This is a genomic window from Streptomyces sp. NPDC058195 (assembly GCF_042883525.1).
Classification (GTDB): Bacteria; Actinomycetota; Actinomycetes; order Streptomycetales; family Streptomycetaceae; genus Streptomyces.
This window is the reverse complement of sequence record NZ_JBHVVM010000026.1, coordinates 1-25,530: the sequence shown is the minus strand read 5'-3', so window position 1 is coordinate 25,530 and position 25,530 is coordinate 1. Positions and strand designations below refer to the sequence as shown.

Annotated in this window: 19 protein-coding genes; 3 read left to right on the top strand and 16 right to left on the bottom strand. The window is 68.8% G+C overall.

What is annotated here, in order from left to right:
• The first annotated feature begins 117 nt into the window (after nt 1-117).
• On the top strand, nt 118-765 hold the full coding sequence (locus ACFVWY_RS27165; RefSeq protein ID WP_389877059.1) for a peroxiredoxin-like family protein: 648 nt from the start codon (nt 118-120) through the stop codon (nt 763-765).
• 90 nt (nt 766-855) lie between these two features.
• On the opposite strand, the gene ACFVWY_RS27160 is transcribed toward ACFVWY_RS27165, so the two are convergent.
• The 3 genes from ACFVWY_RS27160 to ACFVWY_RS27150 are packed head-to-tail and all read right to left on the bottom strand — an operon-like array spanning nt 856 to nt 4,021.
• The gene (locus tag ACFVWY_RS27160) at nt 856-2,373 is read right to left on the bottom strand and encodes an FGGY family carbohydrate kinase (RefSeq protein WP_389877057.1); all 1,518 of its coding nucleotides are present in this window, start codon (nt 2,371-2,373) and stop codon (nt 856-858) included.
• Between the two features lie 5 nt (nt 2,374-2,378).
• A complete protein-coding gene (locus ACFVWY_RS27155) occupies nt 2,379-3,755 on the bottom strand; it encodes a cation:proton antiporter (RefSeq protein ID WP_389877055.1) in 1,377 nt (458 codons plus the stop codon).
• A complete protein-coding gene (locus ACFVWY_RS27150; protein WP_389877053.1) occupies nt 3,752-4,021 on the bottom strand; it encodes a hypothetical protein in 270 nt (89 codons plus the stop codon). Before ACFVWY_RS27150 ends, ACFVWY_RS27155 begins: the two co-directional genes overlap by 4 nt.
• A 537-nt stretch (nt 4,022-4,558) precedes the next feature.
• Between ACFVWY_RS27150 and ACFVWY_RS27145 the strand changes: the two genes are divergently transcribed.
• Nucleotides 4,559-5,623: an AraC family transcriptional regulator gene (locus ACFVWY_RS27145; protein ID WP_389877051.1), complete on the top strand. Its 1,065-nt coding sequence runs from the start codon at nt 4,559-4,561 to the stop codon at nt 5,621-5,623.
• On the opposite strand, the gene ACFVWY_RS27140 is transcribed toward ACFVWY_RS27145, so the two are convergent.
• From ACFVWY_RS27140 to ACFVWY_RS27105, 8 genes are all read right to left on the bottom strand, one after another.
• Nucleotides 5,571-6,836, bottom strand: a complete 1,266-nt coding sequence (locus ACFVWY_RS27140; RefSeq protein ID WP_389877049.1) for a cation:proton antiporter — start codon at nt 6,834-6,836, stop codon at nt 5,571-5,573. The genes ACFVWY_RS27145 and ACFVWY_RS27140 overlap by 53 nt on opposite strands.
• Before the next feature lie 68 nt (nt 6,837-6,904).
• On the bottom strand, nt 6,905-8,476 hold the full coding sequence (locus ACFVWY_RS27135; RefSeq protein WP_389877047.1) for an FGGY family carbohydrate kinase: 1,572 nt from the start codon (nt 8,474-8,476) through the stop codon (nt 6,905-6,907).
• A 115-nt stretch (nt 8,477-8,591) separates the two neighbouring features.
• Nucleotides 8,592-9,356, bottom strand: coding sequence for a pyridoxamine 5'-phosphate oxidase family protein (locus ACFVWY_RS27130; RefSeq protein WP_389877046.1), 765 nt, complete (start codon nt 9,354-9,356; stop codon nt 8,592-8,594).
• 37 nt (nt 9,357-9,393) lie between these two features.
• Nucleotides 9,394-10,782 carry an NAD(P)/FAD-dependent oxidoreductase gene (locus ACFVWY_RS27125; protein WP_389877045.1) on the bottom strand — a complete coding sequence of 463 codons (1,389 nt, stop codon included), beginning with the start codon at nt 10,780-10,782 and terminating at the stop codon, nt 9,394-9,396.
• Between the two features lie 41 nt (nt 10,783-10,823).
• A complete protein-coding gene (locus ACFVWY_RS27120) occupies nt 10,824-12,017 on the bottom strand; it encodes an alpha-hydroxy-acid oxidizing protein (RefSeq protein ID WP_389877044.1) in 1,194 nt (397 codons plus the stop codon).
• The gene (locus tag ACFVWY_RS27115; protein WP_389877042.1) at nt 12,010-13,545 is read right to left on the bottom strand and encodes an FAD/NAD(P)-binding protein; all 1,536 of its coding nucleotides are present in this window, start codon (nt 13,543-13,545) and stop codon (nt 12,010-12,012) included. The genes ACFVWY_RS27120 and ACFVWY_RS27115 overlap by 8 nt, the downstream gene beginning before the upstream one ends.
• Before the next feature lie 7 nt (nt 13,546-13,552).
• On the bottom strand, nt 13,553-14,605 hold the full coding sequence (locus ACFVWY_RS27110) for an iron-containing redox enzyme family protein (RefSeq protein ID WP_389877040.1): 1,053 nt from the start codon (nt 14,603-14,605) through the stop codon (nt 13,553-13,555).
• Nucleotides 14,606-14,629: 24 nt separating this feature from the next.
• Nucleotides 14,630-15,247 (bottom strand): ArpA protein, encoded by a 618-nt coding sequence (locus ACFVWY_RS27105; RefSeq protein ID WP_389877038.1) that lies wholly within the window; start codon nt 15,245-15,247, stop codon nt 14,630-14,632.
• A gap of 599 nt (nt 15,248-15,846) precedes the next feature.
• On the opposite strand from ACFVWY_RS27105, the gene ACFVWY_RS27100 reads away from it, so the two are divergent.
• Entirely contained in the window at nt 15,847-16,185 is a 339-nt protein-coding gene (locus ACFVWY_RS27100; RefSeq protein ID WP_389877036.1) for a DUF190 domain-containing protein, read from the top strand.
• Nucleotides 16,186-16,350: 165 nt separating this feature from the next.
• On the opposite strand, the gene ACFVWY_RS27095 is transcribed toward ACFVWY_RS27100, so the two are convergent.
• From ACFVWY_RS27095 to ACFVWY_RS27075, 5 genes are all read right to left on the bottom strand, one after another.
• Nucleotides 16,351-17,658: an NtaA/DmoA family FMN-dependent monooxygenase gene (locus ACFVWY_RS27095; protein ID WP_389877034.1), complete on the bottom strand. Its 1,308-nt coding sequence runs from the start codon at nt 17,656-17,658 to the stop codon at nt 16,351-16,353.
• A 153-nt stretch (nt 17,659-17,811) separates the two neighbouring features.
• Nucleotides 17,812-19,059 carry an MFS transporter gene (locus ACFVWY_RS27090; protein ID WP_389877033.1) on the bottom strand — a complete coding sequence of 416 codons (1,248 nt, stop codon included), beginning with the start codon at nt 19,057-19,059 and terminating at the stop codon, nt 17,812-17,814.
• Nucleotides 19,060-19,061: 2 nt separating this feature from the next.
• Nucleotides 19,062-22,220: an amino acid adenylation domain-containing protein gene (locus ACFVWY_RS27085; RefSeq protein WP_389877031.1), complete on the bottom strand. Its 3,159-nt coding sequence runs from the start codon at nt 22,218-22,220 to the stop codon at nt 19,062-19,064.
• Between the two features lie 389 nt (nt 22,221-22,609).
• Nucleotides 22,610-23,845 carry an acetyl-CoA carboxylase biotin carboxylase subunit family protein gene (locus tag ACFVWY_RS27080; RefSeq protein WP_389877029.1) on the bottom strand — a complete coding sequence of 412 codons (1,236 nt, stop codon included), beginning with the start codon at nt 23,843-23,845 and terminating at the stop codon, nt 22,610-22,612.
• Nucleotides 23,842-25,428, bottom strand: a complete 1,587-nt coding sequence (locus ACFVWY_RS27075) for a condensation domain-containing protein (protein ID WP_389877027.1) — start codon at nt 25,426-25,428, stop codon at nt 23,842-23,844. The genes ACFVWY_RS27080 and ACFVWY_RS27075 overlap by 4 nt, the downstream gene beginning before the upstream one ends.
• Nucleotides 25,429-25,530 lie beyond the last annotated feature (102 nt).

Below are 25,530 nucleotides of genomic sequence, written 5' to 3'. Positions count from 1 at the left end.
GTCCTTCAACTGCCGGGCCACGCTACGTTGGATGACGCACCGCACGGTTGAAAGGCCGCGGTCCGACTGCCGGTCTTCGCCTCCCCCGCTGCCGAGCTCAAGGAAGGTCAGGAGACCATGAGCCTCAACGACGAGTTGCGCGCGTTCCGTGAGGTCCAACGGCGGCAGGACCCCGCCGAAGGATGGGCGATCAAGGCGAAGGCGGCCCGGGAACTCGCCGAGTCCGGGCAGGCAGAGCGGGCGCTGTCCGTCGGCGCACACGCACCGCGCTTCAGCCTGCCGTCGGCCACGGGCCGGACCGTCGCTCTCCAGGACCTCCTCGCCGGCGGTCCTGTGGTGCTGACCTTCTACCGGGGCGCCTGGTGCCCCTACTGCAATATGACGCTGCGCTCCCTCCAGCGGCACCACGCGGACATCACGGCCCGGGGCGCCCACCTGGTGGCCGTATCCCCGGAGGTGCCCGACGAATCGCTGTCCCTCAGCGAGAAGCAGGAACTGGCCTTCGACGTACTGAGCGACATCGGCTCGGCCACGGCGAAGCAGTACGGCGTGGCCTTCGAGCTGTCCGACGAGCTGGCGGCCCACTACGCCGGGTCGGGGCTCGACCTCGAACGGGTCAATTCCGGCCACGCGCGTACCCTGCCGGTGCCCGCCACCTTTGTCATCGACCGGTCCGGCGTCATCCGATGGGCCTTCGTCGACACCGACTTCACGGTGCGCGCCGAGCCGGCCGGCATCCTCGCCGCCCTCGACGCCCTCGGCTGACCGGGGTACGCGCGGGGGCCTGTGCCCGTGCCCGGCTGACCGGGACACGGGCACAGGCACGGGCACGGGCACGGGCACGGGCACGGGACGCTACGGCCGCGCTCCTTCGTCCGCCGCGGCCGGAGGTCCGCTGCGGCCCACCGCGCGGCGCCAGTCCGCCAACGCCTCCCTCCGGCGCCCGGCCCCCCAGCCCGGCTCCCAGCGGTCCTCGGCCGGCCGGTGCACGGGGAGCTCTCCGGCGCTCTTCCAGTACCCGGCGCCGAGGCCGGCCGCGTACGCCGCGCCGCGTGTCGCGGGTTCGGCGATCGCGGCCCTGCTCACGGGCGTCCCGGTGACATCGGCCAGGACCGCCAGGCCGACGTCCGAGGCCGCGGCCGGCCCGTCCACCGCGAGCGTGACGGGTACCACCCCGCAGTCGTCGGTCATGGCGGCGAACACCTCGTACATGCGGTAGCCGACCGATTCCAGGGTCGCCCGTGCGAGGTGGCCCCTGGTGTGCCCCGGCGCCAGGCCGATCAGCGTGCCGCGGGCCTCCGGCGCGGGGCGCGGCGCGCCGAGCCCGGTGAACGCGGGCACGAAGTACAGGCCCTCGGTCCCGGACACCGAGAGCGCGGCCTTCTCGAACGCCGCCGGGCTGGACACCGAGCCGAGGTCCTCCACCACCCACCGCGCCGCGCCGCCGGTGTTCTGGATGTTCGCCTCCAGCGCGTACACCGGAGCCTCACCGGGCAGCTGGTACGCGATCGTCGTGTGGAGGCCGTGCGCGGACCGCACGGGTTCGCCGCCGATGCTGAGCAGGACCAGGTTGCGGTGGGCGTAATTGCACCACGCCTCGCCGGTGGCCCAGGAGCCGTTGCCGAACATGGCGGCCTGCGGTCCGCCGAGCACCCCGGCGATCGGCAGGCCGTCCCGTGCGGTGACGCCGAAGGCGTCGCCTGCGGCCGACGGGTGGATCCCGGGCAGCATGGCACGGGGCACGCCGAAGAAGTCCAGCAGTTCGTCGTCCCAGTCCAGCGTGGTGAGGTCCATCAGCATCGTGCGGCTGGCGTTCGTCACGTCGGTCACGTGCCGACCGCCCGCGGGCCCGCCCGTCAACTGCCAGATCAGCCAGGTGTCCATGCCCCCGAACAGGGCGTCACCGCGCTCCGCCGCCGCGCGCAGCCCGTCCACATGCTCCAGCAGCCACTGGATCTTCGTGGCGGAGAAGTGAGGATTGCTCACCAGACCGGCCTTGCGGTGGATCGTCTCCGCCCGGCCGTCCGCGACAAGGGCGGCGGCCAGCTGGTCCGTACGGGTGTCCTGCCAGACGAGGGCGTGGTGGTAGGGCTTCCCCGTACGCCGGTCCCAGACCACGGTGGTCTCGATCTGGTTGGTGATGCCCACGGCCACCAGATCCCTGGCGGACAGTCCCGCTTCGGCGAGGGCGTCGGCCATGACACTGCGGGCGTTGGCCCAGATCTCCGTCGCGTCGTGCTCCACCCAGCCGTCCGCAGGCCGCAGCTGGGCATGCGTCCGCGCACGGGCGGCCACCTCGGCGCCCTCCGCGTCGAGGACGGCGAAACGGGTGCCGGTGGTGTTCTGGTCGAAGGCTCCGATGAAGTCGGCCACGGTGCCTACCCCCTGCTCGTCGTGGAGGCCGCGCCGCTCGGTTCCGCCTTCTCCGGCGGAGCCGCGCCGCTCTGGGCCATGTCGATCACCTGTTTGCGGAAGACGTGCAGCCACACGCCGGCGATCTGCGAGGTGATGATCGACAGCATGGCCAGTACGGCGTAGAAGTCCTCGTTGATGATTCCGGCCGCCAGGGTCACCGTGGCCAGCACGATGCCCGGTCCGCCGCGCGCGTTCAGGGCGACCGCGAAGTGGACGGCCACTCGGTTGTCCTCCCCAGCCAGCCTGGCTCCCGCCCAGACGCTGCCCAGCTTGACCAGACAGGCCATGACCAGGAAGCCGACGAAGAAGAGCGGCGCGAAGTGGTGCGCCAGGTCGAGCTGGACGCCGACGTTGGCGAAGTACAGCGGGACGAAGAAGGCGAGCGAGAACTTCTTCAGCGACTCCCACGAGGCGCTCGCCGCCGCCCGCTGCTCCGGCACGGTCACCCGCATGTCCGCCGAGGCGGCGGACGCACCGGCCAGCAGGGCGCCGAACACCGGGTTGATGCCCAGACCGACGCAGATCAGGGCCATCAGCAGCATGTACACCAGCCGGAACCCGGTGGGGCTGCGCTTCTCGATGAAGCTTCCCGGACCGATCGCCAGCAGACGGAAGAACTGCCGTCCGAGCGGCAGGAACACCGCGAAGAAGACCAGGGTGGCCACCACGTAGTAGACCGTGCTGGCCAGCGCGCCGTCGTTGTGGAACAGCGACCACAGGCCGTAGGAGGTGCCGGAGTTCGCCTGCGCCAGACCGAGCACCACGGCCAGCATCACGTAGAGCACCACGTCTTCGAGCACGGCGATGGACAGCACCGTGCGCGCGAAGGCGGTACGCAGGATGTCGAGGTCGAGCATGATCCGGGAGATCACCGGGATGCTCGTCACGGCCACACCGATACCGAAGACCAGCCCGACGCTCGTCTGCGTGCCGTGCGGCCCGGACAGCGAGTCGACGTCCACGAAGCGGACGGCGAACATGCCGACCGCGAAGGGCACCACGACTCCGATCACCGCCATCGCGGTGGTGGACTTCCGGCGGCTGCCGCCGCGGTGCTCGACCATCTCCCGGCCGGACAGGAACAGGAGCAGGAGCAGTCCGACCTCGTACAGAACGCCGAGGCCCGCGGCCACGGAGCCCGAGGAGGGGAAGAGCCACTCCTGCGCGCCGGGCGCGATCACGCCGAGCACGGTCGGGCCGAGCAGCAGGCCGCCGAGTATCTCCCCGATGACCGGCGGCTGGCGGAGCAGCAGGAAGAGGTGGCCGACGGTGTGGGCGACGACCAGAAGGACCGTCACCGCGACGAACAGATGCATGAGGTCGGACGACTGAAGGGTCATGATCCGTCGCCCTGGCCCCGCGTCGCGGGTTTCGTGCCGTGGCCGGTCGCGGTGTCGATGACCACGGTGTCGTGCCTGACCTCGGTGTCGTACGCGCTCATGAGGCCGGCGACCGTCGGCGACACCACCGCCGTCAGCCCCTCGGTACCCGCGAACCCCCTGATCGACGCGAGGGTGTCCCAGAGGCTGAGCACCTGGATGTGAACCTGGTCACCCTCCTCGCGGTGCAGCAGGTAACAGCCGCGATACCCGTCGAAACCCTCCATGTGCGGCTGAATGGTGCTTCGAAATGTTTCGAGAAAAGAATCCACGTTTCCTATGGGTGCTCGCGCACCCCATGACCTCAGGATCATTACGCAGCCTTTCTTCGTTGACCGTACTGGACCGTTCGTGCGGCAGGCAGAATCGGACCTTTTGGGTTCGAAAGTGGCGGTCGATCGCGGGGCGCTTGGATCCAAGGACTGAAACGAGTCACCACCCGCTTTACACAACACTTCTCAGCCAAGAGAGGGAGCGGCGACTAAATGCCCCGAATCTCGCACTTACCCTCACTTCTCCCTCTTTACCCGGTCCGTTTTGCGAGATATGCACACTCCCGCACTCTTCACCGGATGACCAACTGACCGAAAAGTCGACTTTATCGCCTTTTCGACAATGGCTGAAAAGGTGTCCTCGTAGATCGTTGCACAGCAGTCCCGGACTCGTCATTATTATTAAATTGCAATGCCGCGTTTCTTCTCCACATCCTTCCGGCAGCAGCTACTCCACTTCGATTCGCCAGAACCTGGCGCGAGGGAGCTCACATGTCTGCAGAACCACTGTTGACTAACCACGCTGTCCTACAGACTGAAGACATCGGCGCCACCAGAGAAACGCTCGTACCCGTACTCGGCGAGCACGAATTGTCGGTTGCGCCGACCGCGCGGCCCGATATCCACTTTCACAGTTGCGAGTTGGGCTCCCTGCGACTGAGCTATCTATCGCTCGGCACCGCGGCGAAACTCGAACTGGCCGGGCCCCGGTCCGGATACCTCGTCCTGGTGCCGCTGTCCGGAAGCGTCTGGCTGGGCGGCGTCCAGCGGATGCATCTCCACCCCGGTGTGGGCGCGGTCCTCGGTCCGGCCGAGCCTGTCGGCATACGGCTCTCCGCGGACTGCCAGCAGCTGATCGTCCACATCCACCAGGCGGTGCTGACCGCGCACGTCCAGAGCCTGCTGAACAGCCCTTCGGCGGATTCGCCCGCTTTCGATCCCCAGATGCGGCTGGATCCGGACAGCCCCGCGAGCTGGTACAAATCGCTGATGTTCCTGGTCGAACAGGCCAACGAATCCCAGGGTGTCGGTCAGAACTCGATGCACCCGCTGGTCGCCACGGAGCTGGAAAGGGCCCTGATGACCGGATTGCTGATCAATCAGCAGAACACGCACAGCCGGGCGCTGAACCGCGAACCGCCGGATCGACCTGACAGCCCGATCGAAACGGCGGTTCGCCTGATCAACGAATACCCGGAGGCCGGTCACACCGTAGCCGATCTCGCGCAGGCCGCCGGAGTGAGTGTGCGCACGCTGGAAAGAGCGTTCCGCCGCCGTTTCGGAGTTCCGCCCTACGGATATCTTCGCCAGATCCGGCTGCAACAGGTCCGGGCCCAGCTGACCGCACCGGATGCCACGAACACGACGGTGAGTGAGGTGGCAGCGCGGTGGGGTTTCAGCCACTTCGGAAGGTTCGCACAAGAATACCGGAAGCAGTATCATGAGAATCCTTCGGAAACAGTCAGAAGGCATCGCGACATGCGGGCGTCCGAGGGACTGAATTTCAATTCAGAAGAGGCTCCATCGTTCGACGCCTCGATTCCTCCTCAACCGTGACACTCAGGCGCCGCGTGGCATGCTTCAGCAGGGGCGGCGCCATCACCGAAGTGATCACCGCGGTGAGGACGATGATCGTGTAGGACTCGGTGTTCAGCACACCCAGCCGCAGGCCGACCGAGGCCACGACGAGTTGCACGACCCCGCGCGCGTTCATACCGGCGCCGAGCGCCAGGATCTCCCACCGGTCAAGGCGCCCGGTCAGCCCGCCCAGCAGCGCCCCGGCGAACTTGCCGAAGATCGCGACTCCCAGGATGAGCAGCCCGCCGACCAGCACCGCCGGGTGCACCAGCGACCTCATGTCCATGCGCAGTCCGGCGGTCGCGAAGAAGAGCGGCGCCAGAGTGGCGGACAGGCCGTTGTTCAGAGGAGCGAGCGAACTGAGGCTGACGGTACCGCTGGTGCCGATCAGGATTCCGCCGAGGAACGCTCCGAACACCGGCTCGAGTCCCAGTGCCGCGGTGCCCGTCGCGCACACCAGGATGATCGCGACCGCCGTCACCACGACCGAGGCAGAGGATTCGGAGCGCTGAGCCCAGCGCATCGCCCAGCGGACCAGCGGCCGGCCCACCACCATCAGCACGAGCAGGATCGCGGCCAGGTACAGGACCGGTTCGAGCACGGTGCCCGTGTGCAGACCGTCGACCGCCATCGCCGACACCACGGACAGGAGCAGCCAGCCGACGACATCGTCCATGGTCCCGGCGGCCAGGATGAGCTGACCGACGTTGCGGTGGATCAGCCCCATGTCGAGAAGGGTCTTGGCGATCACCGGAATCGCACTGACGCACAGGGCCACCCCGAGGAACAGCGCGAACACGACGGGCTGTGTGTCTGTGGGGCGGAGCGCGTCGGGCAGCAGCATCATGGCGGCCGCGACCCCCAGCCCGAACGGGATGACGAGGCCCAGCAGACTGGTCCAGACGACCGTGCCGCCACGGCGGCGCAGCAGTTTGAAGTCGAGGCTGATCCCGGTCACCCCAACCAGAAGCAGTACGCCGAGCTGGGCGACGCTGTCCAGCAGGTGGAACTGCGCCGTGTCGCGCGGGAACAGCGCGTTGCTCACACCGGGCGCGATCCACCCGAGCACACTCGGTCCGAGCAGTACGCCCACACTGAGTTCGCCGACGACCGCGGGCAGGCCCACCCGGTTGGCCAGCCGTCCCATCAGGTACGCGCACACGATCAGCAGGGTCAGCTGCATGAGCAGCATGACCAACGGGTGTCCCCCCAGGGGGGCCACCGGAGCGGCGGCGAGGAGCGGCCCTGGGCCGGCCTGCATCAGCGTGACCCGTCCGCGTGCCATTCGGCCGCGGCCACCGTGGCCAGCCAGTCGCCGCGCGGCAGCGTGGCCCCGTCGGCCCATCCCCTGGTGCGCGCGACGGCCAGCTTCCAGCCGTCGTAGCCGCGTTGCCGGTCCTCCGCCATCCACTGCGCGGACCAGCGGTGATTCTCCTGGCGGGTACCGGCCACCTCGGCCAGGTCCGCCCACACTCCGACGCCCAGGCCGGCGGCGTAGGCCGCGCCGCGGGCCACGGTGTCGGCGACGTCGGCCGGGCGGCGGAGCTGGAAGCCCAGGACGTCCGCGTGAATTTGCATGCACATATCAAACCAGGCGCCGTTCCCGTCGACCCGCAGTTGGGTGGGGACGTACCCCGTCTCCTCCCGCATGGTCTCGATCAGGTCCCGCAGCTGGTAGGCGAGCGCCTGCAGGGTGGCCCGGGCCACATGGTTCTGGTTGTGGTGGGGGTCCATGCCGAGCATGGCCCCGCGCGCGCCGCGATCGGAATGCGGCAGCCCGAGTCCGGTGAACGCGGGGACGAAGTACAGCCCTTCCGGATCGTCGGCCCGCCTGGACATGGCCTCGACCTCACCGACACCCCGGATGATGCCCAGCCCGTCCACCAGCCACTGCACCGTGGCACCGGTGTACGGGACGAATCCCTCCAGCGCGTACACCGCCGGTTCGCCGTCCAGCTGGTAGGCGACGGTGCCGAGCAGGCTGGAGTCGGCGTCCTCCCGGCTGGTCCCGGTGTTGACCAGCAGGGCGCTGCTGCCCTCGAATCCGTAGCGGGCCTGCCCCGGAAGGAAGCAGTGCTGGCCGAAGAGGGCCGCCTGGTGCTCGCCGAGCACCCCCGAGACGGGCAGTTCGGCGCCGAACGGCCCGGACGCGGCCGTGCGGCCGAACCGGTCCGGGGTGGACGACGGGGCCACCTCGGGCAGCATCGCCCGCGGGATGCCGAACAGCGTGAGCAGTTCGTCGTCCCAGTCCACGGTGTCCAGGTTCAGCAGCATGGTGCGGCTGGCGCTGGTCACATCGGTCGCGTGCCGGCCGGTGAGGTTCCACACCAGCCAGGAGTCCATCGTGCCGAACAACGCGTCGCCCCGCTCCGCGTCCGCACGCAGGCCCTCGACGTTCCGCAGGAGCCAGCTCAGCTTGCCCGCGCAGAACAGCGCGTCCGGCACCAGTCCGGTCTTCTTGTGGATCAGTGCGCTCCGGCCGTCCCTCTCCAGGTCAGCCATCTGCTCGGCGGAACGCCGGTCCGGTCCGGCTATGGCCGGGGCGTAGGGCTTTCCGGTACGCCGGTTCCACACCACGGTCGTCTCGCGCTGGGCGGCGATGCCGATCCCGGCCAGGTCGGAGGCCGGGCGGCCCAGTTCGGACAGCGCCCCGACGATCACGGCCTCGGTGTGCCGCCAGATCTCCATGGCGTCGTATTCCAGGGTGCCTTCACCGGAAGCCTCCGGTGCGAGCGCCGCCCGCTGCTCGACCAGCTTCCTGCCGTCCTTGTCATAGACGAGGAGCTTGGTGTCGGATGCGGACTGGTGCAGCGCTGCGATCAAGTCGGCCATAGAAAAAGCTCCGTAGGTCTCGGTGGCCCGAGAGGGCCGTATACGGCTGATCGGTGTCCAACGAGCAGGGCTGCCAGACGGAACCCGGTCACGGGCCGAATGGCAGCCACCCCGGCTAGGCGCCCGGCTTGGTCGGCGGGTCGGGGACGATGGCCAGAGCCTCGTCCGTCACAGGGAACGGCCCGCTGTACTTCTCCACGATGGCGGGTGCCACGACATCGTCCGGCAGGTCGGGCGCGGACCGGGGATCCAGCGCGACCTGACGCAGCGGTACGTATCCGGCCCAGCAACCGCCCTGGACGTCCGCCGGCTCGTACTTGCTCTGCTCCTCGCGGCGCACCTTGGTGGACACCTCGTCGAGGTCCAGCGCCACCACGGCCACGCTGGCGAACTCCTGCCGCGTCGGAGGCCGGGCCTCCGCGCTCCGGCCGGTGGCGACGTGCTCGATCAGGCTGGCCAGGGCGCGCATCCGCTCCTCGTCATCGGTGATCAGGCGAAGCCGCCCGTGCGCCATGACGCTCCGGTACGCGGCCGAGTGAATGAGCCAGGCCCTGGCGAACACCAGGCCGTCCAGCAGGGTGACGGTCACGCACACCGGGGCGTTCGCCGCCCCCAGCTCGGCGAACCTGCCCGCACGCGAGCCGTGGAAGTACAGGGTCTCGCCGTGCCGCGCGTACACGGCGGGGAGCACGACCGGGTAGTCCTCCCGGTTGAACGCGATGTGCGCGACGAGGCCCTCGTCGAGAATGGCGTGCGCGGCCTCGCGGTCGTAGCGGATGCGCTCCCGGTACCGGATCGGGACGGTGCGCGGTGTCACCGTGTAGGAATCGTCGTCGGCCGATTCCCTGAGTTTCGCGGCGATGCGGTCGATGTTGGCCACTGTCTTCTCCCTGTCTCTTGGTGGTCTGCGGGGGCCGTCAGCGCCGGGAGTCGCGCAGCCGCACGCTGGGTTCCATCTCCAGGTAGACGCCTTCGATGGCGTTCGCCGGGGAGTTGGGCGTGATCGACCATTCCCGTGACTGGCTGTGCATACGGGTGGGCGGCGTCACGCCCCGCTCCGCGCCGTGCAGGCTGTTCTCGATGACCTGGTAGGCGTCGACCGTCGTCGCGTCGGCGAGGTCCTCGACACCGGCGATGATGCTGAGGAACGCCTCGTGGATGTGCAGTCGGTTCTGCTCGGCACGGGTCATGGCCTGGCCGCGGTAGAAGTAGTCGTCCTTGCCCCGGTAGCTGTCGTAGAACACCGAGACCAGGACCAGCAGCCGTTCGTAGGAGTACCGGTAGGCCACGTCGTAGAAGTTCAGCGCCCGCTCCTCGGCCACCGTGCCGTCCGCGATCGAGGTCACCGAGGCGGCCGCCAGCATGGCGCTGAAGGTGGCCAGGTGCACGCCGGTGGACAGCAGCGGGTCCAGGAAGCACGCGGCGTCCCCGGAGATCAGGTAGCCGGGACCGCTGAACCGGTCCGCCACGTAGGAGTAGTCCGTCTCGGTGCGGATCTTCGAGACCTGCTCCGCGTTGGCTATGGTCCGCCGCACCAGCGGATGCGCCTGCACGGCCCGGTGGTACAGCGCCTCCACGTCGGCCGGGGAATGACAGTTCTCCCCGAAGTTCTTCTTGTCGGTCACCAGTCCGATGCTCGTGATCCCGTTGTGCAGCGGGATCACCCAGATCCAGCCCTCCGGAGTGCTGCACACCGTGATCGCGCCGTTGGGGCCCTCGGGTACGTCCTTGGCGTTCTTCCAGTACGTCCAGACACCGACGTTGCGGAACACCTCGTGCATCCGCCGCATGTCGAAGTGGCGTTTGGCGAGAAGGCCCGCGCGGCCGGAGGCGTCGATGACGTGGTCGAACTCGATCTCGCCCTCGCGGCCGTCGCCGTTCTGCCAGCGCACGCCCACCGCCCGGTCCCCGGAGAAGTGGATGTCGCGCACCCGGTGGCCCTCGTACGCCTCCACTCCCTCCTCGCGTGCGTGGTCGAGCAGGATCTTGTCGAAGTCGGCCCTGGTGACCTGCCAGCTGTGCTTGCCGCCGGGCACATCGGTGAACGGCAGGTCCCACTTCTCCTTGCCCCACTCGTAGTAGGAACCGTCCTTGTGCCGGAAGCCGAACTTGTCGAGCTTCTCGGACACTCCGAGCAGGTCCATCATCCGCACGACCGACAGCGACAACGACTCGCCGACGTGGTAGCGCGGGAAGGTGTCCCGTTCCAGCAGCACCACTTCGACGCCGTTGCGCGCCAGGAACGTCGCCGCGGTGGACCCGGCCGGTCCTCCGCCGATGACCAGCACCTTGCTCTGTGATCGCATGTGGTTCTCCCCTTCACACGTTGGTTGGTCGGTGCCCCGGCTCAGTTCCCGCGCGCCCGGCCGGGAACCGGAGCCACCATGTGCCGCAGGTCCTCGACCTCGGCGGCGCCGGCCATGAGCATGGTGAGTTCCAGTTCGGCCAGCACGCAGCGCAGTACGTGCCGCACTCCGTCCGCGCCGTTGACAGCCAGCCCGTACAGCCACGGCCGGCCCAGCAGCACCGCGTCCGCGCCAAGACCCAGCGCGATGGCGGCGTCCGCACCGCTGCGTATCCCGGAGTCGAAGAGCACGGGCACCCGTCCGGCCACCTGCCGGGCGATGGCGGGCAGGGCGTCGAGCGCCGCCCTGGACCGGTCCAGTTGCCGGCCGCCGTGGTTGGAGACCACGATGCCGGAGACCCCGTGCGCCATCGCCTGCTCCGCGTCGTCCGGATGCAGCACGCCCTTGATGAGGATCGGCAGGTCGGTGCTGTCGCGCAGTCTGGCGAAGTACTCGTAGGACAGGCCCGCGTGACCGAAGACCGCACGCCACTGGGCCGCGGCGGCCGTGAGCCAGGCTTCGCTCCCGGCCGGCACGTCCGTCGGCAACGACCGCCGGAACAGCGGATCGGCCAGGAACGTACCCATGCCGTGGCCCCGGAGGAACGGGTCGTACCCGTGGTCGAGGTCGGCGGGTCGCCAGCCCCTGGTCCAGGAGTCGACGGTCACCACGATGGCCTGGTAACCGGCCTTCTCCGCCCGCCGGACGATCGACGCGCCCAACGCGTCGTCCTTGGGCGGATGCAGCTGGAACCACAGCCCCGCACCGGGTGCGGCATCGGCCACCTCCTCCAGGGAAAGCGAGGAGGAGTTCGACAGGGCCATGCCCAGTCCGAGGTCCCGGACCACCCGGGCCGCGGCGGCCTCGCCGTCCGGGTGGGCCAGACCGGCCAGACCGATCGGAGCCAGCATCACCGGTGCGGCCAGGCTGGTTCCCAGCAGTTCGGTGCGCAGTGCCGGGTTCTGGTCCGTGTGCATCATGCGCGGCACGATCTCCCACGCGTCGAAGGCGGCCCGGTTGGCCGCCAGCGTGCGTCCGCCGCCCGCTCCGTTCGCCACGAAGGACCACAGACCGGCCGGAAGGTAGCGCTGTGCCAACTGCTCCAGCTCGGCGGGATCGGACGGAAGTCTGGGCACGCTGCCCCGCAGTCCGTCCGCGAATATCTCGTCGCGCATTCCCCACCAGGACTCAGCCATCGAGCCGTCCCCCGATCGTCAGCGTTGAAGAATGGGCCACTGCGGCGGCGCCCGTGACCGGGCTGCTCAGAATCCGTGCCACGATGCGTTCGGCACGGGCGCTGATGCCCAGCAGGGAGCCCGCGTTGGCGTAGTAGAGGTCACCCGCGGTCGGATGACCGAGGGCGTACAGTCCGGGTGCCGGTCCGAGTACCCGGTTCGTGGCGAAGTCGACGTACACACCGCCACACGGATGCGGGCGGACCAGCCCGCTGGCGGTCAGCCGGGCGAGGAGCCGCCCGGCCGGCTCCTCGGGGTCGTAGGGCGTCGCCCGCACCGCGTTCAGCAGGACACCCGCGTGGTGGTCCCTTCCGTCCGCCGTCACCGTGAAGCCACCAGTCGGCCGGGCGGTGACCGCGGTGACCCCCGCGTGCACCTCCAGCGCACCCGTGCGCAATGCCTCCAGCAGCAGCGCCGCTGTCGCCGGTGGCATCGGGTTGAGCACGGTCGCGAGCCGTGTGTGGTGCCGTCCCAGGAACGACTGCCTCGTACGCGGGGGAAGCCGCTGCCAGAACAGTTCGCCCACCGGATCCAGCAGGGGCAGCAGCACCGCCCGCCAGCAGTCCTCGGCGTCCTGCCGTCCGAGCTGGCGGGTGAGCCGGCCCGCGGCCGGCTCACCCACTGCCAGGTCCCGGACCATCTCGTCGGCCGATGCCCCGTGCGCGGCCAGCCGGGCCCGCAGCAGTCTCCGGACGGTCGTCCAGAGCGCGGCCGACGGGGTACGCCGGACCGCTTCGGCCAGCTCCCGGGCCTCGTCCGGGAGGATGACGGCTGGCCGGCAGCGCACACTGGGCAGCGCGCCGTTGCGCGACATCAGCCGAACCGGCGCGGTGTGTCCCCTGCGCAGGAGCGCGACCGCGATGTCCACCGCGGACAGATTGCTGCCCAGCACGGTCACCGGCTCGTCGGCGGGCAGCGGTCCCGCCAGCGGATAGGGATCCGCCACGAAACCCGGTCTGCCCGACAGCCCGTACAGGTCGGCGGGCCTGGGCGTGCCCAGACACATCACGACGTGATCGTTCGTCTGCGTCACACCAGTCGAGGTGAGGATGCGCAGTCCGCCATCGACGGGAAGCACGTCTTCGACGGTGCTTTCGCTGGTCTCCACCGTGCTTCCGCCCGCGGCCAGCCGGGCGGCCGCCGACGCGAGCCGCCGACGCAGGTAGACACCGAACAGCCATCTCGGCTGGAATCGCGCTTCTGGATCGACGGACGGGAATTCGCCTCTGTTCCCGGCCTCCCGCAGCCAGTTCCGGAAGTCGAGGGGCTCGGTGTGCCGAATGGACATCGCCTCGGCGGGTCTGTTGATCAGCGCGCCGTCCGCGTCCTGCTGGTAGGGCCTGCCGGGGCCGGGATCCGCCCGGGGCTCGAAGATACTGACCTTGATCTTTTCTCTCGGCGTGCTGCGGGCGAGGGCGTCCACCAGTGTCACCGCGGACGCGCCACCGCCGACGATGGCTAGCCGCATCCGCGCGGATCCTGTCGCCATGCCGGCTTCATACGGCCGACTCCAGTCTCGCCTGCAAGGCATCCAGGTACCAGGTTGACGTCTCCAGCCGCAGGACGGTGCCCAGCGCGATGTCCGAGGCACAACGCGGTTCGCGGGCGATCGCCGGGAGCAGGATGTTCTTGAACCAGGCGGGACCGTGCCGCGCGTCGATCTGGATGTGCTGCTCGTGGTAGAAGTAGGCCGATCTCGGCATGCCCAGGCGTTTGCACCCGACCATGTAGGACCGGAAACGCCGAGGCGTCAAATACTCGGTGACACCGAAGTATCCGAACGCCTTGTAGCAGTGACGCCTGGAGAGCGCCAAGGCAGCAGAAACGTTTCCGCACACCAGCGAATCCAACATGATGTTGGTTTCGATGAACTCCTTCGAAACTCCGGCGTCGGCGAGTGTCCGCGCGAACACCGACGTGTGCACTTCTTCTTCCTTGCCGTTTCCGAGTTCATCCCAGAGGTTGGTGACGAGCTCCATCTTCACCAGGCCGTCGGTTCCCACGGTCAGGAGTGACAGAATGTCGTCGAAGCGGGGATCCAGCGATGTTTCCTGAGCCAGATAGAATCTCAGGTCATCCACCGAGGCCCGATTCTCCAGGAAATCCCGGTAGAACGGGTGATTGCTTGCTTTGTGACTGCTGATGAAGTTCCGGTACCACGGAAGAAACGCTTCCGGGTCCTGGGGAGCGGAAGCCAGTTCGCTGCAATCCACTCTTTCTCGGACATACGCCAGCATGGCATTTTCCAGAACACCGCGGATGTCGTCCAGTATCTCACTCAGCAGTGAGTCGACCTGGTCGACGGGCGGCAGACCGAAATACCAGTCGTATATGTCGCTGAGCACCCAGTGTGCGGTGGTCAGCGACGGACGGTCGTCCCGGACGAAGGCCGCGTGGGCCAGCTCCTCCGAGGCGGCACGGATTTCTGCCCGGTAGACCCGGTCGGTTACCCGGGAGTTGACCGTGGCCACGTCCTCGTCCCCGGCCAGCAGCGAAATGACGAGTTCCCGGAGGTCGATTCCGCTGTGCAGTTCAGGAGTGGTACTCAAGGAGATTCCCCCTTCGCGCGACGGTCAGGAGGAGAACATCGCGTCCATGGTTTCGTGTGTCGCCGGGCGATCGACATCGGCCTGGCTGGCCCAGCAGGTGTTGAGGATGATCCGGGTGGCCGGCTTGTTGAGCGGGATCGTCCGGTGGAGCGTGGTGTCCGAACGCAGGAAGTACAGGTCACCGGTGGCGTTCGCGTACGTCCGGATCGGGTTGCTCTGGAGGTACTCCTCCACCCGCGGGTTCTGCTTGTCCCAGTTGGTGTGCGGCACGCACTGGAGCATCCCGCCGACCTCGGGACCGGGCGCCTCGATGATCCAGATCAGCGTGTAGCTGAAGTCGCCCCAGTGCCATCCGTGCGTGTCGCCGGGCTGGTCCTGACGGATGATGACGTACTTCTCGCCGTCCCACGGGCACGGCAGTACATCCGCCTGCGCGATCTGGCCGAGCATGTCGCGGATGCTCGCGGAATCGTAGATCGCGGGAATGAGCTTGGACCCGCGGTCGATGTCGGCGGCGCTCACCGTGCGCATCTTGCGCGGTGAGTTCCCGGTCTCCTTGAGCTCGATGTCGATGCGTCGGGCGTGCTGGTCGAGCAGGCCGTTCGATTCACCGACGACCTCGGAGAAGACGTCCGCCGGCACGATTCCGGGAAGCTTGACATAGCCTTCCCGGCGGAATTGCTGCGAGTACTCGAGCACAGGAGCGCTCTCGGAATACTCCTTGAGATGGCGATCGAATGCGTCCTGGTCGAGTGTACGGATGCCCGTAGCAGGTGAATTTTGGGTCATCGCTGCCTCTCTCGGTCGATAACTCGATCCATGGCGGCTGGGACATACGGAATCCCCTTGCGCCACAGGAACACTATCCGTCACCCCAAGGTGCCTCAATCCGATTTACGACCGGCAACTGTCCGTTTTTCGCAAGCGCGATCGCGCCCGGCCCCGCACACAGTCGGCAACATCACCGTCAGGGCTTTCGACCAGTCAAACGTCGAATACGTCACAGGAGCCTTCGGCGCACCGACTTCCTACTGGCCGGTCACAAGCCGATCGTGCAGGTCATACGGGTCGCACAGGGTATTGCGGCCACCACAGGCCGCTGCTAGCTTGGGAGAGATTTGAACTTCACTCAATGTCACCGCGGGATTGGATCGCCACCCGCCGAGGAATGAAGAAGCCTCCACCCTCACGCTTCCCTGAACTGGATCGTTGACTTTCAGTGCACAGAAAAGAGGCGCGCCATGCCATCAGCCAGCCGTGGACTGAAGCTGACGATCTTCGTCAACGATGACGACGTATGGCACCGCAAGCCCCTGTACCACGAGATCGTACGAAGAGCCAGGAAATCCGGGATATTCAGGGCGATCGTGATTCGTGGCATAGAGGGCTATACCGGCGACGGCCAGATACAGACCCTGAGGCTTCTCTCCCTGTCGGACTCGATGCCGCTTCTGGTGGTCATCATCGACGCGGAGGAACGGGTGCGTAACTTCCTCCCTCAATTGTCAGAACTGATTGACGAGGGAATGGCGACCCTGAGCGAAGTCGAAATAATCACGTATGCACCCACCTCCGGGTGAAGCGACCCGGTCCGGCGCATCGGGCGCCCGGCGCCCCCGCGGCCACCCCGCCGGTCCGGCCGCGGCCACCCCGCCGGACCGGCACGCGGCTCCGTGTCCCGGCAGCCGGGCGCCGGTCGCCGGTCGCCGGTCGCCGGTCGCCAACGGTCTGGTTCCGCACGGCACTCAGGGCCAGGTGAGGCCGAGATGTTCCCGCAGGGTCGTACCCCGGTAGTCCTCACGGGCGTACCCCCGCTCCCGCAGCAGCGGAATGACCTCACCGAGCAGACGGCGTCCGTCCACGCGCTGGGACGGCGGAATGAGAATGAAACCGTCGGCCGCGCCGGCCTCGAAGTAGGCGACCATCTTGTCGGCAACGCCTGCCACATCGCCGACGGCGACCTGGAGCCCCGCCGCCGTGGCCTCGATCTCGGTCAGGCGCCGCAGGGTTTCGCCGTCCTCGATCAGTTGCCGGTAGAGGTCGAAACGCCCCTGTCTGCGGTTGACGGTGGCGGGGTCCGGCAGCAGGTCCAGTGACAGCTTCTCGTCGATGTCGTAGCCGCTCAAGTCCATGCCGCCGAGCTGGAATCCCACCAGTTGCTTGACGTAGTCGATGTTGAGGAGACCGGCCAGAGCTCGCTGCCGCTCCTCGGCTTCCTTCTGGGTGTCGGCGAGTATCGGGCTCAGGCCGAACAGGACCTTGACCGAGTCCGGGTCACGGCCGCACAGACGCGCGCCGTTCTTGATCTTCTCGTAGTAGCGCTTCGCCGCCGGAATCCCCTGATGCGCCGAGAAGACGACCTCGGCGTGCTTGGACGCGAAGGCCATGCCGTCGGCCGATGTCCCGGCCTGCACCAGAACGGGGTGCACCTGCGGCGGCCGGGGGATGTTCAACGGCCCGGAGACCGTCAGATGCTTGCCCGCGTAGTCGATCGGATGCACCTTCTCCGACCGGGCGTACACACCGGACTCCCTGTCCAGCGCCAGGGCGTCGGCGCTCCAGCTGCGCCACAACGCCTTCGTCACCTCCACGAACTCATCGGCACGTTCATAGCGCGTCGCGTGCGCGGGAAGCGGCTCGGAGCCGAAGTTCTCCTCGCCGAAGGCCGAGGTCACCATGTTCCAGCCCGCCCTGCCCCGGCTGAGGTGGTCCAGTGAGGCGAACTGGCGCGCCACGTTGAAGGGCTCGTTGAACGTCGTACTCGCCGAGCCCACCAGGCCGATGGACTCCGTACGCGTACTCAGGGCCGACAGCAGGGTCACCGGTTCCAGATGCTGCGCGGGCGCATGCGCCTCCCGCCCCAGCATCGCGAGGTGGTCGGCGATGAACACGGCGTCCAGCTTCGCGGCTTCGGCCCGCTGTGCCACCTCGGCGTGGAAGTCGATCGAGTCGGCCAGTTCGATGCCGCTGTCCGGTTCGCGCCATGCCCCATGGTGCTGGCCGACGTTGCCCATGACAAGAAAGAAATGCATATGCCGTGGCTTGCTGGTCATGGAAGACCCTCTCATTCCGGGGTACTTGGGAACACAACAGCGCACGTGTCCGCGGGCCGTTGACTGCGCTCGGTAGCAGCGGGCCCGTCCGGGGAACAGTCGGTTCACGCCGGGCTCAGGCCGCTCGGTGGTGCCCGGCCCTGGCCCCGGCACCTACGCGGGGGAGATCTCCCCGGGCTGTGGGGAGGCACCTCGTGGGAGGCGGGGAATGAGCAGGACGGCCAGGACGCTCATCGCGCTGAGAACCCACCAGAGCAGGGCCGGCCAGCGGTCCAGGAGGGTTCCGGCCAGTAACGGGGCGAGCGCGGCGCCCACACCGACGAAGAGCTGGTTGAAGGCCATGTAGCCGCCCAGCTCCGACGGTGGGGGAAGGGCCGTCAGCAGCACCAGACCTGCCTGCGAGACAGCCATCTCGCCGAGCGTGTACACAGCCATCGCCAGCAGCAGGGCCCCGAGCCTGACGGCGTGCGGAGCGGGGCCCACCGTCGCCGCGGTCACGTACAGCACGACGAAGGTGCAGCCTCCGGCGGCCAGTACCGGCCCGAGGCGGAACCGTTCCAGGAAGCGGCTCACCGGCAGTTGCAGCAGGGCGAGCAGAGCGGTGTTGACGGCGAAGAGCGCTCCCACCGTCCAGGTGGCGAGGGACAGTTCATGAAGGACGAAGACCGGCAGCGCGGTCTCCACGATCAGCGTCGCCGTCCACAGGACGGCGTTGGCACCCGCCACCCGCAGGAAGAGGGTGTTGCGCCAGGGGCTGCTGTGCGCGGCCCCCGGTTCCTCCGCGTCCGGCGTCTTCGCGGGGTGCTCGCGTACGGACAGTTTCAAGTAGAGCACCGCGGTCAGCGCGAAGCTGACCGCGTTGGCCACGCCGAGTACCGCGAATCCCGATCGCGAGTCGACCACGAGCAAGCCCGCGACCAGGGCGCCTGCCCCGATTCCGGCGTTGAAGACCACCCGGGACAGGGCAAGCCACCGCCCGCTCTGTCCCTCTCCGGCCAGGCCCACGGCGAGGGCCGGGGCCGCGGCCTGTTCGGCGCGGTTGCCCAGGGCGAGGGCGATGTTGAACAGGACGAGCAGCACGACACCGCGTGTCGACACGAAACCCACGAAACAGCAGGCCCGCGCCAGCGCGGCCACGACGAGCACCCTGCGCGGTCCGAACCGGTCGATGAGGCGGCCCACGAAGGGCAGCCCCGGCAGCGCGGCAAGGGCGGAGACGGTGAGCACCACGCCCACCGCGCTCAGCGACAGACCCGACAGCTCGCTGAAGAAGAGGAGCGCGAAGGGGTAGAAGAATCCGGTGCCGAACGCGTTGACGAACCCCGAGGCGCCGAACCACACGACACCCGGCCCACGCGGGAGGATGCGCGTCGGCCCGCCCTCGCCCGTGGCTTCTGCCATGGTCACGTGGTGGCACCCTGTGCGGCGAGGAGCTCCGCGACCGTCGCCCCGGGGGTGGCCGCCGCCGCGCCGGCCAGTGCGGTGAGGAGGTCGGCCAGGCGCTGGGCGTCCGCGTCCTCGATGATCCTGCGGTCGTGGACGACCTCCACGGCGAGGTACTCCGCGGTCTCCTCGAAGATGACCACGACAGGAGCCGGCGGCTCGATGGCTCCCACGACGAAGGGCTCCATGCGCACCTGGTCGAGCACCGGAACGCTCGAAGCGCTCAACAGGTCCGCCGAGATGTAGTTGACCATGGCATACGGCTGGGAGGACGCCAGGCCGAACTGCTCGGGGCTGAGCCTGCGTACGATCTCCGCCAGGGCCATGCGCTGACGGGCCAGGACCTCCATCGTCTGTTCGGCGGCCTGCTCGACCTGGGACGTGAACGGCAGTTCCAGGGAGACGTCCTGGAGGATCGGCAGCCCGTGCGCGGCGTAGGCGACCAGCCGGTCCGACCCGGCGACTTCGCGGTTCGCCATGGGGACGATCGCACCGACGCGTTCCTGACCGGTCATCCCGGACAGGGTCACGGCGACCAGTGCCAGCAGGGCGTGGGCGAGGGAAGCGCCGTGCTCGGCGGCCACGGCCGCCAGCGGTTCCGTGACCGTTCGGGGCAGATGGACCGCCCTCGCTCCGGACAGGGGCTCGTGCGCGGCTCTCGCCGCGGGCTGGGACAGGCCCTTCAGCAGGCAGTAGGGCGGATCGCCGGCCAGCTTCTCGCGCCAGGCCGCCAGGGCGTCCTCGGCCTCCGGCGACGCCAGCCATGCCTCCTCCTCCACCAGGAAGAGCCGGTAGGCCGGATCCGGGCCGTCCCACGGCACCGGCGCGCCCGCGAGCCGCGCGGCGTAGGCACGCTCCAGGTCGCCGATCAGCACGACCACGGAGACCAGGTCGAAGACGGAATGGTCGCAGGCGAGCAGCAGGACACCCGTACCGTCGTCACACGCCCAGTGCGCCGCCCGCAGCAGCAGCCCGGAGCCGAGGTCGAACGGATCGTTGGCCGCCTGCCTGATGTCCGCGAACGGCGCCTTCTCCCCGGGGGGTACGACTTCCCGGCGGATGCGCACCGGCTGGACCGGGGCGATCTCCTGGAGCACCTCGCCCGATTCGTCCCACAGGAACCTTGCTCGCAGCGCCTCGTGGCGGTTGACCACATCGGTCAGGGCCTGTTCCAGCTCGTCCAGGTGAAGGGGGCCTTCGACGGTGGACACCATGCGGACGTTGTGTGTTCCGGGGCCGAGGCCGCGCTCCCTTCGCAGCCGCTCCTTGGCCAGGCGGAGCCGCTGTTCCGGCGAGACCGGCAGGAACGGCCTCGGCGTGCCGCCCGAGGGTGACGCGGCGGACGCCGCGGGCATCCGTGCGAGGCGCTCGCCCAGGTCGGCCAGGACGGGTGCCTTGAGGAGGTCGCGCACCGTCGCCGCCACGCCCATCTCCTGGCGGATACGGGCGACCAGCCTCATCGAGAGCAGCGAGTGCCCGCCGAGGGCGAAGAAGTCGTCCTCGCGGGAGACGGGCCGGTGGTTCAGCACCTCCTCCCACAGCAGGGCCAGTGCGCGCTCGGTCGGTGTCCGCGGAGCGGCACCGGCCTGGGGCCGGGGGGCGGAACTGCCGGAGTCCGGCAACCGGTTGCGGTCGATCTTGTTACTGGCGGTCCGCGGCCACTCGGCGACCTGGACGACGGCGGACGGAATCATGTACTGCGGAAGCCGGTCACCGAGGAACCCCAGCAGCTCGGCCGCGGCGATCCGGCCGTCTCCCACGGGCCGGACGTAGGCGACCAGCTGAACACCCGCCTCTCCGGGGAGGGTACGCGGTACGACCACCACGCTTTCCACGTCCTTGTGGTCCAGGATCTGGTTCTCGACCTCGCCGGGCTCGATCCGGTGCCCTCTGATCTTGACCTGGTCGTCCGCCCTGCCGAGCAGCTCGATCGTGCCGTCCTCGCGTCGGCGGCCGAGGTCGCCGGACCGGTAGAAGCGTTCCGCGGGCGGTCCGCCGGGCAGCGTACGGAACAGCTCCGCGGTCAGCTCGGGCCGTCCGTGATAGCCGACGCCGACGCCCGTTCCGCCGATCCAGAGTTCTCCCACGGTGCCCTGCGGCACGTCGGCCAGGTCCGTGCCGAGGATGCGCACCTCGGTGTCGGGCAGCGGGCGTCCCACGGGGATGTTCCCGGTGTCCCGCGGACCGACGCGATGCGCGGTGGCGTAGATGGCGGCCTCGGTCGGCCCGTAGAGATTCCATGCTTCGCCGCAGCGCTCGTCCAGGGCCCTGGCGAGGTCCGGGTGCATCGGCTCACCGGCGCAGAGCGCGAAACGCAGCGGCCCGGTCCAGCCGCCCGCGAGCAGCATCCGCCAGGTCAGCGGAGTGGCTTGCATGATCGTGGCGCGGCTCTGTGCCAGCAGGTCACACAACGCGTCCCCGGCCACGACCTGGTCGTTGTCCGCGATGACGAGGCGCCCCCGGGTCAGCAGGGGAACGAGGATCTCCACCAGGCTGATGTCGAACGACGGGGAGGTGACCGAGAGCCAGACCTCGTCCTCGCCCAGATCCAGTACCGAGGCCGTCGCCAGCACGCCCTTGAGCAGGGCCTGATGGCTGATCTCGACGCCCTTGGGGCGTCCGGTGGAGCCCGACGTATACATGATGTACGCGAGGTCGGCCGGGCGGACCGGGGGCGGACCGGCGTCCGCGAGGCCGCCGCGGGGCGCGTCCACGAGGACGACCGGGCGGTCATCGTCCACGTCGTCGAGCAACCGGCTCAGCGTCAGGGTCGCCCTCGCGCCCGAGTCCTGATGCATGTAGGCGCGGCGCTGGGCCGGGTAGCCGGGGTCGACCGGGACGAAGGCGGCGCCGCTGCGCAGCGCTCCGAGCAGCGCGGCCGGCAGGTGAACGCCGCGGTCCACGGCGACGACGACCGCATCGCCGCGCCCGATCCCGGCCGCGGCGAGTTCGGCGGCGATCCGGCCGCTGAGACGGTCGATCTCCCCCATGGTCATGTGAGCGTCCCCGCACTCCACGGCGATCCGGTCAGGAGACTCGCGAACGCTCTCGGCGAAGAGCTCTACGACTGTCCTTCCGGTCCACGGGTACGTCACGGGAGAGACAGTGGTGCGCGCCATTGCTCGACCTCGATTCCTATCCGGCCCATCGCCGTGTTCGTCCTGCGGAGAGATCCGTCATCGACTGGTCCGCACACCACGACGCCGCCAAACGCATCGGATGCGCTCGACGTACCTGGAGGCGGGGAGGGAATGCGTGGCACTGCGCAGACCGGGCATGACCCGAGGTCCGTCACTTTCGAGAGCAAGATGAAATAGCGGAACGGGCACACTTCTCAAGGGTCTTCTCGTATGACCTGGCACGGCATCCTGACAAGCAATTGCTCGTTCCGGTTCAAGACGTTCAGCAATCTACCCACACGTGTCACTCCTGAAACAAGAGCGTTTAGTGGTCCCTTAATCTGCGTGCTGGTGACGCTACTTGAGGCTGGGAAACGGCGCGGACCGGATCAGAGAGCGGGCGAAACGCGGTGATGAAGACCTCCGATGAGTACGTCGTGGGTAATTCTCGGAAGCGCGGACCCGAGTATGTCCACCATCGCCTGATGAGTCCCGGAAGCCCCCCAGAGAACATCGATGAAGTGTGTTCGTACGCCGCCCGGAAGCTCCTCCCCCTTCTTCGCGTATGTGCGGTATCCAGAGATTCCGGGGATCCGTCTCACCTCCTTGCCGCCGGAACTCCCCATCAGCCGGCACGGCTCGACCGGGGCGAGCGTGTGGTACTGGAAGTGCACGCCGCCGGGTTCGAGCGGGGGGACGGGCACGGCCTGCCCCAGAGCCAGCCGGCCCGCGAGCCGCACCAGATCGACTCCGCAGGACTGCTTCGCCATGTCGTTGATGTGTCCGCCGAGCCTGCCGTTCACCTCGATGATCCGGGGGCCTTCGGGGGTGAGCTTGATCTCTGTGTGCGTGATGCCGGTGCTCACTCCGAGCGCGCGCAGCGCCCGCGTCGTGAGTGCCAGGATCTCGGCCCGTTGCGCCGGGGTGACCCTGGCCGGCCAGAACTTGCCGACCTCCCTGAAGGGGTGCGCGAGCGGGAACTTGCCGGTCACGGCGAGATGCCGCACACCGCCCGGCCCGCATGCGCTCTCCACCGAGACGTAGTCACCGAAGGGCGGCGCCGCCCGCCCCAGCAGCAGTTCTTCGAGCAGCATCGGGTCGCCGGGCAGCAGCCCTTCGAGCAGTCGGCGCCCCTCTTCCTCGTCGGTGACCGGATAGGTGTGCCGACTGCCCTGGCCGCGCAGTGGTTTCAGTACGGCGGGCAGGCCGACGTGGCGCACCGCGTCCGGCCATTCGGCGACGGAGCGCACCAGGTGGCCCTTGACGTCGTCCACGCCGCCCGAACGCAGCCGGTCGCGCTGAGCGAGCTTGTCGGTGAGCAGCCTCACGGTCGACGGACTGTGGAACGGCAGCCCGAGGGCGTCGGCGAGAGCCGCGGTGGTGACGAGCATCGACTCGCTGAAGGTCACGATGCCCAGGGGCCGGTGCCCGCGCACGGCGGCGGCGTCCGCCACGGGGTCACCGCGCAGCACGGCCACGTCGCCCAGTCCGCGCAGTACGTCGCGCAGTTGCTCGTTGTGGCGCGAGGGAGGCAGTACGAACACCACGGGGGCGACCTCGGCCAGCCCCACGGCGATGTCGCCCGCGGACGCGGCCCCGTGGTCGTAGACGACGGCGAGGGTCATGCCCCTTCCCCCGCCGCGGACTCCAGCGCGGCACGGTAGACGCCGGAGAACTCCGCCGCCCACTGCTCGGTGATCAGGCCGGGGTCGTAGGCCACCTGGACGCCCGTGCCCGAGTGGCGTGAGTTCACCATGAACTCGACGTTGACGGGGAAGCTGTTGCGGTCGTACGCCCACCAGTTGGCCATGCGCACCTCGCTCAGCCCGCCCAGTTCCTCATAGGCGTGCAGTTCGGTGAAGTTGAAGGTGACGTCGAACGGGCGGCGGCCCAGCTTCCGCTGGAGCTCGGCCACGGGGTAGTGCCGGTACTCCACCATGCTCTTCTCCGCGGCGAAGACCCGTCGGGCGATGTCGTCCCAGTCACCGTCCCGCGTCCGCAGTCGCAGCGGCATCGTGTTGAGGAAGAGCCCGATGAGCAGGTCCGCGTGGGGGACTTCCGGCCGGCCGTTCACGGTGACCCCGCTCACGATGTCCCGTGAGCGGCCCGTCACTTCGCCGAGCGCCCACAACTGCACCCCGAGGACGAGGCACTTGAGGGGGACTTCGGCCCGCTTGGCCGCCTTGCGCAGTCCCTCCATCGCGCTGGGGCCGACGGGGAAGAAGTGGCGCCCGTCCTGGACCGGCACGCGCGCGAAGTCCTCGGGGCCGAACAGCAGCGGGGGGACGTCCGCTTCGGCCCGCCAGAAGGCCGCGGCCTGTGCGGAGCCGAGCGCTTCCCTCTCAAGACGGATGAAATCGGCGTGTCCGGAGGGCGGTGGCAGGGGCAGCGCCTCATGGCCGCCGCCCAGTTCGCGGTTGTACAGGCTCAGCAGGTCGACAAAGAGACGGCCGTAGCTCCAGCCGTCGATGATGCTGTGCGGAACGGCCATCGCCAGGCGGAAGGACTCGGGGAGCACGACCACGTAACAGCGCCAGACCGGCGCCGCGCTCCAGTCGATCGATCTGGTCAGCTCCGCCTCGGCCCAGGCCGTCACCTTGGCGTCCGCGGCCTTCGCGCCTCCGCCGCCGATCCGCTCCACGGTGAGCGGCGGCTCGATCCCGCCCCACACCAGCTGCATCGGCTGTGTGTACCCGCCCAGGTCGATGGATGTCCGCAACGCCGGGTGCCGTGCACAGAGCGCGGTGAGGCACGCGCGGAACCGGTCCTCGTCGAAGCGGCCCTCGATCTCGGCGCCGGTCAGATCGTGGTAGAGGCGGGTGTCGTCGGCCATCTCGGACATGTAGATCAAGCCCACCTGGAGTGCGGAGGCGGGCAGGGCGTCGACGGCTCCGGGCGGCACCCGGGCACGGTCCGCGTCGTCGATCAGGCCGAAGGCGTCGGCTGCGCCGGCCGGCACCGCCGACGGGGCCGCCGCGGGAACGTCGGCGCGCGAGACGGCGAGTTCACGGACGGTCGGGTAGTAGAGGATGTCGCGCAACTGGATGTCTATCCCCTTGCCGGTGGCCTCGGCCACCACGCGCAGCGCGATCAGCGAATCCCCTCCCATCGCGTAGAAGTCGTCGTCCAGGCCGATTTCCTCGTCGTCGAGCTCGGCCCTCATGATGCCGAGCAGCGTCTCCTCGACTGAGGAGGTCGAGTCGCTCACGCCGGTCCACGTCCTTTCCTCGTCCGCCGGAAGGCATCGGCCAGCCGGTCAATGGTGTGATCCGGGGCCGGGCCGCCGCCTTCCGCGAGCGGGGTGCCGCTC

Excerpts from the sequence above, each read along its gene's own strand:
- ACFVWY_RS27135 (WP_389877047.1), bottom strand. The coding sequence starts at position 8,476 with ATGGCCGACTTGATCGCAGCGCTGCACCAGTCCGCATCCGACACCAAG.
- ACFVWY_RS27140 (WP_389877049.1), bottom strand. The coding sequence starts at position 6,836 with ATGCTGCTCATGCAGCTGACCCTGCTGATCGTGTGCGCGTACCTGATG.
- ACFVWY_RS27100 (WP_389877036.1), top strand. The coding sequence starts at position 15,847 with ATGCCATCAGCCAGCCGTGGACTGAAGCTGACGATCTTCGTCAACGAT.
- ACFVWY_RS27155 (WP_389877055.1), bottom strand. The coding sequence starts at position 3,755 with ATGACCCTTCAGTCGTCCGACCTCATGCATCTGTTCGTCGCGGTGACG.
- ACFVWY_RS27150 (WP_389877053.1), bottom strand. The coding sequence starts at position 4,021 with ATGGAGGGTTTCGACGGGTATCGCGGCTGTTACCTGCTGCACCGCGAG.
- ACFVWY_RS27095 (WP_389877034.1), bottom strand. The coding sequence starts at position 17,658 with ATGACCAGCAAGCCACGGCATATGCATTTCTTTCTTGTCATGGGCAAC.
- ACFVWY_RS27115 (WP_389877042.1), bottom strand. The coding sequence starts at position 13,545 with ATGGCGACAGGATCCGCGCGGATGCGGCTAGCCATCGTCGGCGGTGGC.
- ACFVWY_RS27120 (WP_389877044.1), bottom strand. The coding sequence starts at position 12,017 with ATGGCTGAGTCCTGGTGGGGAATGCGCGACGAGATATTCGCGGACGGA.
- ACFVWY_RS27145 (WP_389877051.1), top strand. The coding sequence starts at position 4,559 with ATGTCTGCAGAACCACTGTTGACTAACCACGCTGTCCTACAGACTGAA.
- ACFVWY_RS27125 (WP_389877045.1), bottom strand. The coding sequence starts at position 10,782 with ATGCGATCACAGAGCAAGGTGCTGGTCATCGGCGGAGGACCGGCCGGG.
- ACFVWY_RS27165 (WP_389877059.1), top strand. The coding sequence starts at position 118 with ATGAGCCTCAACGACGAGTTGCGCGCGTTCCGTGAGGTCCAACGGCGG.
- ACFVWY_RS27080 (WP_389877029.1), bottom strand. The coding sequence starts at position 23,845 with ATGACCCTCGCCGTCGTCTACGACCACGGGGCCGCGTCCGCGGGCGAC.
- ACFVWY_RS27085 (WP_389877031.1), bottom strand. The coding sequence starts at position 22,220 with ATGGCGCGCACCACTGTCTCTCCCGTGACGTACCCGTGGACCGGAAGG.
- ACFVWY_RS27090 (WP_389877033.1), bottom strand. The coding sequence starts at position 19,059 with ATGGCAGAAGCCACGGGCGAGGGCGGGCCGACGCGCATCCTCCCGCGT.